The organism is Corallococcus sp. CA049B, assembly GCF_003611685.1.
GTDB lineage: Bacteria > Myxococcota > Myxococcia > Myxococcales > Myxococcaceae > Corallococcus > Corallococcus coralloides.
The window spans coordinates 1-12,006 of sequence record NZ_RAWC01000260.1 but is presented as its reverse complement, the minus strand read 5'-3'; the positions used below and the strand labels follow the sequence as shown (position 1 = coordinate 12,006).

The following is a 12,006-nucleotide window of genomic DNA, read 5'->3' as shown; positions in this document are numbered from 1 at the left end:
CTCCCCCCCGTGCCTAGGTTGCGCCGGGGCATTGGGTTGGACGGTGGTGGGAAGGCGGGGCCCATGGGTTGGACGCGGTTCGGGGGCGGCATCAAGTGGGCGGTGCTGGCGTGCGCGCTGGGGACAGCGGGCAGCGCCGGGGCCCGCACGCCCGGGAAGTTGTGGCTGGAGTCGCAGAACCGCGCCGTCTCCCGGCAGCACTCCAACATCAGTGAAGTGGCCCGCAAGGCGATGCCGGCCGTGGTGTCCATCACCACGCGCCAGGACCTCGCGGAGGTGGCTCCGGGCGAGGAGCCCCAGCGCGGCATCGGCTCCGGCTTCATCATCCATCCGGACGGCTACATCCTCACCAGCGCGCACGTGGTGGACGGGGCCTCGGAGGTCACCATCTCCATCCGCAGCGCGAACGGCTACGTGGAGGAGTTCCCCGCCACGGTGGTGGGCGAGGACGAGCGCACGGACTGCGCGCTCCTCAAGGTGGACGCCCCCCGGAAGCTGCCGGTGCTGAAGCTGGCGTCCGCGTCCCACGTGGGCATCGCGGACTGGGTGGTCGTCATCGGCAACCCGTTCGGGCTGGCGCACTCCGTGACGGTGGGCGTGGTGAGCTACGTGGGCCGCACGGACGTGACGCCCAACGGCCGCGACGGCGACTTCGACTACCTGCAGATGGACGCCTCCATCAACCCGGGCAACTCCGGCGGGCCGGTGCTCGACTTGCACGGCGACGTGGTGGCGGTGGCCAACGCCGTCAACGTGTCCGGCCAGGGCATCGGGTTCGCCATCCCCATCGACATCGCGAAGACGGTGATTCCGCAGCTCAAGGCCCACGGGCGCATGCGCCGGGGGTGGATGGGCATCAGCGTGCAGGACTTCTCCCCGGAGGTGGCGCAGGCCTTCAACCTGGACCCGCGCGGCCGGGGCGTGGTGGTGACGGACGTGGTGGAGGACGGCCCGGCGGCCCGAGCGGGCCTGCGCACCGGGGACGTCATCCTGAACATGGACCGGCTGTCCGTGGCGCGGGCGCACACGCTGCGCTGGCAGGTGGCCGCGCGCGGCGTGGGCCAGCGCATCCGGCTGCAGCTGCGCCGGCTGGGCCGCCCCATGACGCTGAAGGTGAAGCTGGAGGACCTGCCCCTGGTGGAGGCGCCGCCGTCCACGCTGGCCTCGGGGGGCACGCCGGGCGAGCGCGCCGCCGGGGCCCGCTCCGTGCTGGAGGAGCTGCTCTCCCCGGTGCCGAGCACCCCCTCCGGCCGGTCCGGGGGCATTCCCAAGGCGGATGAAGGCCTGGCCGCCCCCTGACGGGTGGGGCCTCCAGGGCCCTGGCGGGCATCCAGGCTCCTTGCGTTCCGCGAAACCCGGCGATACACCGTCCGCCTTCACATCGTGGCGGATCCACCCACAGGTGGCGTCACGGGTCTTCAAGCATCGTTTCGCAGGAGAATCCGTACCATGGCCGAGGCCACCCAGACGACGAAGCTCACCCATTGGCCGCGCACCGCCAAGGGCGGCGGCAAGAAGGCGTGCACCGTGGAGGGCTGCAAGCGCCCCTACCGTGCCAAGAGCTACTGCTTCTTCCACTTCAAGAAGTGGCGCCAGGGCGAGCTGCCCCACACGCGCTACCGCGTGTGCTCCAAGCCGGAGTGCCGCGCCAAGGTCGGCCCCAAGGCCGGTCTGTGCGAGAAGCACTTCGCCGAGACCTACAAGAAGGACGCGGCGGCTTAAGTCGCCCGGCTGTTCCGTGTGGCGCCGGCCCCCCGCCTCACTCGCGGGAGGTCCCCGGCGCCACCGCGCGGCCCAGGTGCTTGAAGGCGTTGAGCCACAGCTCCGCCTCTCTCTGGGTCAGCCGCGCACGCATCAACGTCCGCTCCAACTCGTGCAGCACGTGCTGCGGCGCCTCCGGGTTGAGGAAGTCCGCCGCCAGCATCGCCGCGCGCATGCGCCCGCTCAGCGCGTTGAGCGTCCCCAGCCGCGCGCCGGCCTCCTCCTGGGGCAGCGCGGGCTCTGAGGTGAGCCCCTGCCGGTGGCAGAGGTACAGGAGCACCGCGGAGGACTGCGCCAGGTTCATGGACGGCTGCACGTCCGACGTGGGGATGACGAGCAGGTCCTGGCAGTGGGTCAGGTCCTCGTCGGACAGCCCGCGCTGCTCGCCGCCGAACAGAATCGCCACCCGCCCCCGCGTGCTCTCCTCCGCCAGCCGCCGCGCCGCGTCCTCCGGCGTCAGGGGGGCGCGCTTCACCACCTGGGTGCGCGACGTGGTGCCCACCACGTACACGCAGTCCTCCAGGGCCTCCGCCAGGGTGGGTGCGACGCGCATGCCCGAAAGGATGTGGCCGCTCTTCACGGCCATCTTCTGCGCCAGGCTGAAGTCCTGGACCACGGGTTCCGAGAGGACGAGACGTTCGAAACCGAAGTTCGCCATGACCCGGCAGACAGCCCCGAGGTTGTCGGGTGAACGGGTCTGATGAAGGACGACAGTCAGCTCCGCACCTGGTCGCATGCACCGGAGTTTAGCTGGTGGTGCGTCGGCGTGATCGGTATATTCCCGTTGATGCGTCGCTGGGTCCCTGGCCTGCTCCTGTCGCTGTCCCTGCTCACCACCGCGTGCGACGGGACGGGTGCGCCCGTGCGCTCCTCGCTCACGGCGCGGCAGGCGCTGAGCAGCTCGCCAGAGGTGGTGGAGTTCGAGTCCCCGGCCGTCCGCCTGGAGCTCTTCCGGGACATCGCCCGCCAGTCGGAGCAGCAGGCCGGGCAGTCCGCGCAGGGCGTGGCGCTCTTCCCCATCATCCAGGGCAACGAGTTCGTCGCGGCGCCGGGCTTCGAGCCTCGCGCGGACCTGCTCCAGCCGCCGGACGCGGGCAGCGGCCTCCAGTTCGTCTTCGACGCGCGGACGGGCGACCGTTGGCCGGAGGACCGGCGGGAGAGCCTGCAGGGCCTGTCGGAGCGCGAGGCCGCGGAGCTGGTGGCGCGCACGCTGCTGGGGCTGTGGGGCATCCAGCCGGAGGGCGCGGTGCGGGTGGACCGGGCCGCGGGCGCGCCGTATGCGGTCGCCTACGTGGACGGCATCCTGCGGATCAACCCGGCGTTCCTCTATCTGGCAACGGCCTACGGTCCTGCTTCCATGACGGCGGGCCTCCAGTAGAGTCGCGCGCCTCATGAGCTGGCCCCGCTCCCGCCGCCTTCCGGCGGTCAGTGGCCGGGGCCGCGAGGCGCCTCCGACGTGAACACCTCCGCCCTCCACGCGCAACTCACCCATACGCTTCGCCAGACGGACCTGCCGTCGCTCGGCACGCCCTACAAGGGCAAGGTTCGCGACACGTACCGCAAGGGCGACACGCTCATCCTGGTGACGAGCGACCGCCTCTCCGCGTTCGACCACGTGCTCACCACCATCCCCTTCAAGGGCGAGGTGCTCAACCGCCTGGCGGCCTTCTGGTTCGACCGCACGAAGCACATCGTCCCCAACCACGTGCTGGACGTGCCGGACCCCAACGTCACCGTGGCGCGCGCCTGCCAGCCCTTCTCCGTGGAGGTGGTGGTGCGCGGCTACCTCACGGGCAGCCTGTGGCGCGACTACGAGAAGGGCACGCACACCGCCTACGGGGTGCCCTTCGCGGAAGGCCTGCGCAAGGACAGCGCGTTCGAATCCCCCATCCTCACGCCGTCCACCAAGGCGGAGTACGGCAAGCACGACGAGCCCATCTCCGAGGCGGAAATCCTCTCGCGCGGGCTGGCCACGCCGCGCGACTGGGCCCGCATCACGGAGGCCGCCCGGGGCCTGTTCCTGGAGGGCCAGAAGTGGGCGCGCACGCGCGGCCTCATCCTGGTGGATACGAAGTACGAGTTCGGGAAGGTGGGCGACGAGCTCTACGTCATCGACGAGATGCACACCCCGGACTCCAGCCGCTACTGGGTGGCGGACGAGTACGAGTCGCGCTTCGCCAAGGGCGAGGACCAGAAGATGTTGGACAAGGAGAACATCCGCCAGTGGCTCATCCGCGAGCGGAACTTCTCCGGCCACGGCGCGCTGCCCTCCATCCCGGACGACGTGCGCGTGGACCTGGCCACCAAGTACGTGGCCGCCTACGAGCGCATCACCGGCACGCCCCTGGTGCTGACGCCCGGGGACGTGCACTCGCGCATCGAAGGGCACCTGCGGGCGAAGGGCTACCTCTAATCCCCTCGCCCGCCGTGGCCGCGCTTCAGCTGGCGCGGCCGAAGACGCGCTGGAACACCGCGTCCATCTGGCGCGTGTGGTAGCCCGGGGAGAAGCAGTCGGAGACCTCCTCGGGCGTCATCATCTTGAGCAGGTCCGCGTCGTTGAGCAGGGCCTGCCGGAAGTCCACGCCCTCCTCGAACATCTTCATCGCGTTGCGCTGGACGACGACGTACGCGGCCTGCCGGTCCATGCCCTTGCGCGCGAGCTCCAGCAGCAGGCGCTGCGAGTTCACCACGCCGCCCAGCAGGTCCAGGTTCTTCTTCATCTGCTCCGGGTAGACGCGCATGTTCTCCACCAGGCCCGCGAAGCGGTGGAGCATGAAGTCCAGGAGGATGGTGGCGTCCGGACCAATCACGCGCTCCACCGACGAGTGCGAGATGTCCCGCTCGTGCCACAGCGCCACATCCTCCATGGCGCTCACCGCGTAGCCGCGCAAGAGGCGCGCGAGGCCCGTGAGGTTCTCCGACAGGATGGGGTTGCGCTTGTGCGGCATGGCGCTGCTGCCCTTCTGTCCCGGCGTGAAGGGCTCCTCCGCCTCGCGCACCTCCGTGCGCTGGAGGTGGCGGATTTCCACGGCGAACTTCTCCAGGCTCGCGCCCACCAGGGCGATGGCGGTGAAGAACTCCGCGTGCCGGTCGCGCTGCACCACCTGGCTGGAGGCGGGCGCGGGCGTGAGGCCCAGCTTCTGGCAGACGTGCTCCTCCACGGACGGCGGCAGGTGCGCGAACGTGCCCACCGCGCCGGAAATCTTCCCCACGGCGATGGTGTCGCGCGCGTGCTGGAGGCGCGTGCGGCCCCGGCGCAGCTCGTCGTACCAGATGGCCAGCTTGTGCCCGAAGGTGATGGGCTCCGCGTGGATGCCGTGGCTGCGGCCCATCTGCAGCGTGTGCTTGTGCTCGAAGGCGCGCTTCTCCACCGCGGCCATCACGCGGTCCATGCCCTTGAGCAGCAGGTCCACGGAGTCGCGCAGGGTGAGCCCCAGCGACGTGTCCAGCACGTCCGAGGACGTCATGCCCAGGTGCAGCCAGCGGGCGCTGGGGCCCACGCGCTCCTCCACGAAGGTGAGGAAGGCGATGACGTCGTGCTTGGTGGTGCGCTCAATCTCCTCGATGCGCGCGGCGTCCGCTTCGGTGAAGTCACCGGCGCGGGCGAGGCAGTCCGCCAGCGCCTCCTTGGGGGCGAGGCCTTGCGCGACCATGCCCTCCAGCGCGGCGAGCTCCACGTCGCGCCAGCGGCGGTAGCGGGCGACGTCGGACCAGAGGGAGGCCATTTCGGGACGGCTGTAGCGTGGAATCACTCGTAGACCTTCACGGCAAAGTCCCGGCGCGCCGCGAACCGGAGCACTTCCAGCGCGACGTCACAGGACGGACCTGACTTCTTCGCGGCGGTGAGGTTGAACGAGAGGTCCAGGCCTTCGGGCCGCGCCACCGCCAGCGCGCCGGGGGCGACCTTCTCGTGGACGATTCTGTTCGCCAGCCGCCCTGCCTGCTGACCGAGCGCCAGCGGGGCCGGCGCGAGGGCCAGCGTCGCGCCCTCCTTCACCTGGCTGGCCGTGAGCGCCACCAGCGGCACCTTGCGCAAGGCACTGAAGGCGATGAGCGCCTGGACGACGGAGGCGTTGCCCACGGTCTTGTCCGCAACCATCAAGAGGCCGTCCACCTTCCCCTCAGCGCCCTCCAGCACCCCGCCCACGCGCTCCTGCGCTTCCACGGCCAGCGGGACGATGGTGAGCCCCAGGGCAGCGCCAGCGGAGCGGGCCTGCGCCACCGCGCCCGCCGAGGAGCGCGGGTCGTGCAGGATGCCCACGCGCTTCGCGCCGGGAGCCACGGCCTTGAGCGCGGCGAGCTCCGGCCCGAAGTCGCTGGTGAGCGCGATGCCAGTGACGTGGGGCGCCTCCAGGCCGTACTTCTCGTGGTACGGCACCATGGCGAAGAGCACGGGCACGTCCTCGCCCAGCGAGCGGCGGGCGGCGTTGGCGGCCAGCGGCCCCAGGGCGAGCACCAGCGCGGGCTTCTGCGCGGCCAGCGACTTGAAGACGCGCGCGGCCTCCGTGGGGCTCTCCTCCAGGGTCAGCTCGGTGACGTCCGCGCGGGCCTCGGACGTGAAGCCGGCGAGGAAGGAGGCGTACGGCGCCAGGCTCGAGGACTTCACGGCCACCACGCGGGGCCGGGCGGGGCTTCGCGAGGAGGCCTGCGCGAGGGCGACGGCGGGCAGGAGGAGCGTGAGGAGCGCGAGCCTCCGGAGCGTCGTCATCACGGCGCGTCTTGGCAGCAGCGGAAGCCCACGTTCGCGGCCTTCAGCGACGGGGCGCCCCGGCGGCGCGCGGAGCACCGGGCGGTGTCGCCGGCCGTGTCGAAGGAACCGCCCTTGATGAGCAGTTCCTCGGGGTTGGAGTTGGGGAACCTGGAGGAGGTCCACTCGGCGACGTTGCCGGACAGGTCCGCCACGCCGTAGCCGGAGCGACACGACTGACGGGCCCCGGAGGGCGCCAGGTTGCGCTCCGCGGCCGCATCCGTCGTGCCGGTGTTGCAGGCCGACTGGGCCTGCTCGCCGCCGGAGGAGAAGCGCGCGTTGCCAGGGCCCTTGCAGGCCTTCTCCCACTCCTCCTCCGAGCACAGCCGCTTGCCGAGTCCTTCGCAGGCGGCCTTCGCGTCGAGCCACGTCGCGGAGACGCGGGGCTTCCGGCCGGCCTGGTTGGGGAACTCGTACTCGTCGACGCAGAACGACTCCACCATGACGCTGCCCATGGGCATTTCGTCGGTGGAGCCGGCGGCCTGCAGGTCCTCTGGGGACGAGCCCTTCTTGAAGCTGCCGCCGCTCACCAGGCGCATACCGGCCGGACAGGAGCCCGTGGCCAGGATGCCGTCCCCCGCGGCGGCGGTCCCCGGCGTCGCGGGCGTGGTGCTGTTCTTCGCGGCCTGGGCCTGACGCAGGCGCAGGTAGAGGTAGCCACCGCCCGCGCCCAGCACGACGCCGGCCACCGCGAGGATGACCATCCACATCATCGAGCTGGGGCCGGAGCGGGCCGGCTTCGCCTGCGTGGCCCGCGTCGTGGGGAGCGTGTGCAGGCCGGAGGTGGAAGGCGGCAGCCGGCGCGCCGAGGAGCGCACACCCGACACGTCCGGCGGGGGTTCGCCCTTGCGCGAGCGGCCGCCCGTGGAGTTCTCGCCGTGAACGCCAGAAGCGCGGACCGCGCCCTGGGCCGCCGAGGCTCGCGGGGCGCGAGGACCCGACGCCTCCGAGCCGCGCGAGTTCACCGACGACACCGCGCCGGAGGCCCGCGAGTTGCGGCCACCGCGGCTGGAGGAACGGGACTCCGAGGGTTCGTCGTCGTCGGAGCTCCGGCCGGAGCGTGACTCCGTGGCTGCTGCATCCGCGTTGCGCTGGCCAGGCCGGCTGTCGGTGGACGCCTCGCCTCCGCGGCCGGAGCGCCCGCCCGAAGAGACCTCGCCCCGACCGGAGCGCCCGTCGCTGGACGCTTCGCCACGGCCGTTGGAGCGAAGGTCGCCCGAAGAGGCTTCACCCCGGCCAGCGCGCCCCTCGCTGGACGCTTCGCCACGGCCGTTGGAGCGAAGGTCGCCCGAAGAGGCTTCACCCCGGCCAGAGCGCCCGTCGCCCACGGCGGCTTCGCCGCGACCGTTGGAGCGCCCGTCGCTGGAGGAGGCCTCACCGCCGCCACGGGCCGAGGACCGCGCCTCGGCCGCGCCCTCCGCGGAGCGGGCGCCGCGAGGATCCGCCGGGAACGACGGCTCCTCCGCCTTCGCGAAGATGCGCATCACCGGCTCGGCGGCCTTGGCCGGAGCCGCGCGCGGTTCATCCGCCGGGCGCGAGGCCGCGCGGGCCTCCTGCTGCGCCGCCACGTCGGGGGCCTGCCCCAGGATCCGAGGATCCTGCGCCGCCTCCGCGCCCTTGCGGCCCGACGGCGCCACCGCGCGCATCTCCTGCTGCGTCGCCGCGTCGGACACGGAGCGCGCTTCCGGCCCCGTGATGTAGTCCAGCGCCTGCGCGTTCGAACCCAGGATGGCCGCCAGCGTCGCCGCGTCCAGCGGCTGCGTCGCATCCGGCGGAGGCGAGTCATCCACCGCCGGAATGGGCGCGGCCGGCGTGGGCGCGCTCGCCACCGGCAGCATGCCCGTGGGCACCGGCGGCAGCGGCTTGTTCGCCGCGCGCGCGGCCACCGCGGACGGCGGCAGCGCGCCTGACGCGGGCACCGAGCGCTGCCTCGACGCCGCGGCTGGGTGCCGCTGCACCAGCGCCGCGAACTCCGCGTGCAGCTCGCCGCCCGACTTCGGACGGGCCAGCGGGTTCACGTTGAGCGCGCGCCGGTAGAGCGACTCGAACGCGGGCGGCAGGTCCGGATGCCGCACCGACACCTCGGGCACTCCGCCGTCCTCCGGCAGGAGCCCCGTCACCATCTCCCCCATCAACACGCCCAGCGAGTACACGTCCATGCGCGTGTCCAGCTCCGCGCCATTCACGTACTCAGGAGCGATGTACGCCGCCGCCCGGTGCCCCTTCTGCGCCTGCACGAAGGGCAGGTGCGGCACCGCGAGCCCCAGCCCGTAGTCCGACACCTTCAACATGTCCGGCAGGACGAAGACGTTCTCAGGCTTCACGTCCGAGTGCGGCCCGAAGCGGTGCGCCCCGTCCAGCGCCGCCGCCATCTGCGCCAGCAGCGGCTCCACTTCCTTCAGTGAGAACAGCTGCCCCTTCGCCGCGCGCTGCTCCATCATCCGGCGCAGCGACAGCCCTTCCAGCAGCTGCATGGTGAAGAAGGGCCGGTCCCCGTCCACGCCCTCTTCGTACACGCGCACCAGGTTGGGGTGGTTGAGCTTCTTGCCCACCCGCATGGACAGCGCGAACTGCGTGCGCTCCTCCGGCTGCTGCACCAGCCGGGGCTGGATGACCTTCAGCGCCACCTCCACGTCGATGGCCTGGTCCTGCGCGCGGAAGACGAAGCCCAGAGGCCCCGCCCCAACCACTTCCTGGATGGCGTAGCGCTCCGCGACGACGTCGCCCGGCTTGTACGGCGCGCCCTCGGCGCCCTTGCGGCGCGCCGCCCCCGCCGCCTGACGCGCGGCCGCGTCGAACTTCTGGCCGCACGTGGCGCAGGTTTCACTCGAATCGGGGACATGGCTGCCGCAGCGGTAGCAGAGCAAAGCAGTGAAACTCCGGAACGGGGCCGCGGGGGGGCGGCCTCCCTGGCGGACGGCCGGGGGGCTCTATTCTGCCCGCTCCGGAGCCGTTGAGGAACGACGTTGCGCGCCGGGCCCTATCGGCCGGTGGACCCGAACCCTCCGTCCCCTCGGGAGGTCACCTCCAGCACCTCCACCTCCCGCAGGGCCGTGGCCGTCACGGGGGCCACCACCAGCTGGGCCACCCGGTCTCCCCGACGCAGGGTGAAGGGGGTGTTGGACAGGTTGACGAGCAGCACCTGCACCTCCCCCCGGTAGTCCGCGTCCACCGTCCCGGGGGAGTTCAGGCAGGTCACCCCATGCCGGAGCGCCAGCCCCGAGCGGGGCCGCACCTGGCCCTCGAAGCCCGGCGGGAGCGCGAAGGCCAGCCCCGTGGGGACCGCCATCCGTTCCAGGGGTTGGAGCACCCGCTCCCCGTCGATGTCGGCCCGCAGGTCCAGCCCGGCGGCCAGCTCCGTTTCATGGCGCGGCAGGGGCAGCGGGTCCGGATGCGAGCGCACCCGGCGCACGGGGACGGTCAGCGAGGGGTCCATGCCCCCCGCCGTAACACGCCCCCAGGCCCCCCATCTACTTCCTGACGGCGACGTCACGGGTCGTGTGAGCTCGCACTCACAGCTCGGTCGCGCCGTCCGCCATGCGCAGCGCGGTGCGGAACCCGAACGGGTCCACGGGCCGAGCGGCCAACTCCAGCTGGTAGTGCAGGTGCGGCCCGGTGGACCGGCCGGTGCTGCCCGACAGCGCGATGGCCTGTCCCTTCTCCACCCGCGTGCCCGCCTCCACCAGCAATTCCGAGTTGTGACAGTACGCCGTCGTCACGCCCCGCCCGTGGTCCAGCACCAGCACGCGGCCGTTGACGGAGTCCTCGCTCGCGCGGCGCACCACGCCCGCGGCCACCGCCGTCACCGTCGTGCCCGAGCGCACCGCCAGGTCCACCCCCGTGTGCATCCGGCGCGTGCGCAGCGTGGGGTGGACGCGGTAGCCGAAGGGGCTCGTCACCGGAGCGCTCTCCGACACCGGCCACCCGAGCATCAGCGCCGTGGACAGCGCCAGCGCCTGCGCGGCGCCCACGGAGGAGCCCTCGAAGCCCGGGGGCAGCTGCTTCGCCAGGCGCTCCAGGCTGAGCGCCCCACCCTCCGCGTCCACCCGCTCCAGCGCGAAGCGCGCGGGCACCCGCCCGGCGAACACCGCCGTCACCCGAGCCTCCTCCGACGGGAAGTCCCTGGCGAGCGCGTCCAGCATCCGCCGCGTCGCCGCCGGACCCTTCGCCGGATCCACCAGCGTCTCCGGAGCGATGCCCAGCTCACGAGCCAGCGCGAGCGACGGCTCGCGGGCCTTCGAATCCAGGGCCTTCAGCGCCGAGTGCGTCCCCCACGCCAGCGCCTCCGCGCTCGTGGGCACGCGAGCGAGCAGCGCGGCGGGCAGCGCGGCGGGCACGGGCACCGCCGTCCCGCTCACGCCGTCGTAGTACGCGAGCAGCGGCCGGGCCGTGGTGCGCGTGTGGACGGCCCAGGCGCCAGCGCGCCGCAGGAGCGCACCCGCGGGCGTGTGGTGGTACGCGCACCACACGCACAGCAGCGCGAAGGTGAAGTCCAGGAGTCCCCGGGCGCGTCGAGCGAACATGCGTCAGGGCCTCAGCGCAGGAAGGACAGCACCGGGGCCGCGTCCCAGGCCGCCGCGAGTCCCAGCGGCGCCACCACGAGGCACCCCAGGAGCCCGCGAGTCCACGCCCGCCGCGCCCCCACCGCTTCACACGCCGCGTCCGCGTGCTGGAGGTTGCGCAGCACCGCGCGCCAGCCCAGCGACACGCTCACCCCGCACAGCGCCGCCACCGCCAGCCCCCGGGCCGCCCAGTCCGCGGCGACGTCGCCGAACAGCGGCCGCCATGACAGGTACACCGTGCCCTGGACGAGCCGCGCCACCGTGCACGCGCCCGCGAGCACCACGCCCGCGGTGGCCAGCGGACGCACCCACCGCATCGGAGCGGGCCGCCGCAGACAGCGCCGCAGCAGCGCCTTCCACGAGGAGGACTCCGAAGCGGACGCCGTCACCGGACGCCAGGGCTCCACGGGCCGGGCCGCATCGGTCTCGCGATAACCGAGCGCCGGCAGCGCCAGGAGCAGGTCCGCCGCCAGCTCCCAGGCCAGCGCCAGGGCCCGAGCCAGCCGGGTGCGCGTCTCCAGCGACACCCAATCCACCATCGACGCGAGCGCGGGGAACTGGCCCACCCACGCATCGAACGCGGAGTCCAGCCGGTCCACCCCCGTGAGCAGCCGGTCATCCAGCGTGTCCGCCGCCGCGTGCACGCCCACCGCGACCAGCGCGAGCAGGCCCAGCGGCATGAACGCCCAGCGGAACGCCCCCAGGAACCGGGAGACATCCGTGAGGAAGCTGCTCGAAGGCTCCGAGGAGCTGGATGGATGGACCGGCATGCAGCGCCTCCGGGGCGGTCCCCCATCAACGCGGGAGGCCCTCCCGGGGTTTTAAGCCTCCACCCCACCAGGACGAAAACACCCCCTGCTCCCCGCCTCGCGAGCTCCAAACCTGTCCGACTGTCGGACAGGTTCGAACGGTGCGCCGCCGCCGGGCGGGGAGCCC

General features: G+C 72.6%; 11 protein-coding genes. 4 read left to right on the top strand and 7 right to left on the bottom strand.

All coding sequences use genetic code 11. The features are described 5' to 3' along the window. Positions 1 to 9: 9 nt before the first annotated feature. Both D7W82_RS34750 and D7W82_RS34745 read left to right on the top strand, forming a co-directional pair. Entirely contained in the window at positions 10 to 1,299 is a 1,290-nt protein-coding gene (locus D7W82_RS34750; RefSeq protein ID WP_233588117.1) for a S1C family serine protease, read from the top strand. A gap of 150 nt (positions 1,300 to 1,449) precedes the next feature. Continuing rightward, positions 1,450 to 1,722: a hypothetical protein gene (locus D7W82_RS34745; protein ID WP_014398796.1), complete on the top strand. Its 273-nt coding sequence runs from the start codon at positions 1,450 to 1,452 to the stop codon at positions 1,720 to 1,722. A gap of 37 nt (positions 1,723 to 1,759) precedes the next feature. On the opposite strand, the gene D7W82_RS34740 is transcribed toward D7W82_RS34745, so the two are convergent. Continuing rightward, positions 1,760 to 2,497 (bottom strand): RNA methyltransferase, encoded by a 738-nt coding sequence (locus D7W82_RS34740; RefSeq protein ID WP_120622411.1) that lies wholly within the window; start codon positions 2,495 to 2,497, stop codon positions 1,760 to 1,762. A gap of 51 nt (positions 2,498 to 2,548) precedes the next feature. Between D7W82_RS34740 and D7W82_RS34735 the strand changes: the two genes are divergently transcribed. Together D7W82_RS34735 and D7W82_RS34730 are read left to right on the top strand one after the other, a co-directional pair. Then, the gene (locus D7W82_RS34735) at positions 2,549 to 3,139 is read left to right on the top strand and encodes a hypothetical protein (protein ID WP_043321985.1); all 591 of its coding nucleotides are present in this window, start codon (positions 2,549 to 2,551) and stop codon (positions 3,137 to 3,139) included. Between the two features lie 78 nt (positions 3,140 to 3,217). Next, complete coding sequence (locus D7W82_RS34730) at positions 3,218 to 4,174, top strand: phosphoribosylaminoimidazolesuccinocarboxamide synthase (RefSeq protein ID WP_120622410.1); 957 nt, start codon at positions 3,218 to 3,220, stop codon at positions 4,172 to 4,174. Positions 4,175 to 4,199: 25 nt separating this feature from the next. Here the strand turns inward: D7W82_RS34730 and purB are convergent, their stop codons facing one another. From purB to D7W82_RS34700, 6 genes are all read right to left on the bottom strand, one after another. Next, positions 4,200 to 5,513 carry an adenylosuccinate lyase gene (purB, locus tag D7W82_RS34725; RefSeq protein WP_043321986.1) on the bottom strand — a complete coding sequence of 438 codons (1,314 nt, stop codon included), beginning with the start codon at positions 5,511 to 5,513 and terminating at the stop codon, positions 4,200 to 4,202. Further along, complete coding sequence (locus D7W82_RS34720) at positions 5,510 to 6,469, bottom strand: ABC transporter substrate-binding protein (protein ID WP_120622409.1); 960 nt, start codon at positions 6,467 to 6,469, stop codon at positions 5,510 to 5,512. The genes purB and D7W82_RS34720 overlap by 4 nt, the downstream gene beginning before the upstream one ends. Continuing rightward, complete coding sequence (locus D7W82_RS34715) at positions 6,469 to 9,375, bottom strand: SUMF1/EgtB/PvdO family nonheme iron enzyme (RefSeq protein WP_120622408.1); 2,907 nt, start codon at positions 9,373 to 9,375, stop codon at positions 6,469 to 6,471. Before D7W82_RS34715 ends, D7W82_RS34720 begins: the two co-directional genes overlap by 1 nt. A gap of 113 nt (positions 9,376 to 9,488) precedes the next feature. Further along, positions 9,489 to 9,944, bottom strand: a complete 456-nt coding sequence (gene dut, locus D7W82_RS34710; protein ID WP_120622407.1) for a dUTP diphosphatase — start codon at positions 9,942 to 9,944, stop codon at positions 9,489 to 9,491. Positions 9,945 to 10,020: 76 nt separating this feature from the next. Beyond that, positions 10,021 to 11,031: a M23 family metallopeptidase gene (locus D7W82_RS34705; protein ID WP_120622406.1), complete on the bottom strand. Its 1,011-nt coding sequence runs from the start codon at positions 11,029 to 11,031 to the stop codon at positions 10,021 to 10,023. Positions 11,032 to 11,042: 11 nt separating this feature from the next. Then, complete coding sequence (locus tag D7W82_RS34700; RefSeq protein WP_120622405.1) at positions 11,043 to 11,840, bottom strand: hypothetical protein; 798 nt, start codon at positions 11,838 to 11,840, stop codon at positions 11,043 to 11,045. Between the last annotated feature and the right edge of the window lie 166 nt (positions 11,841 to 12,006).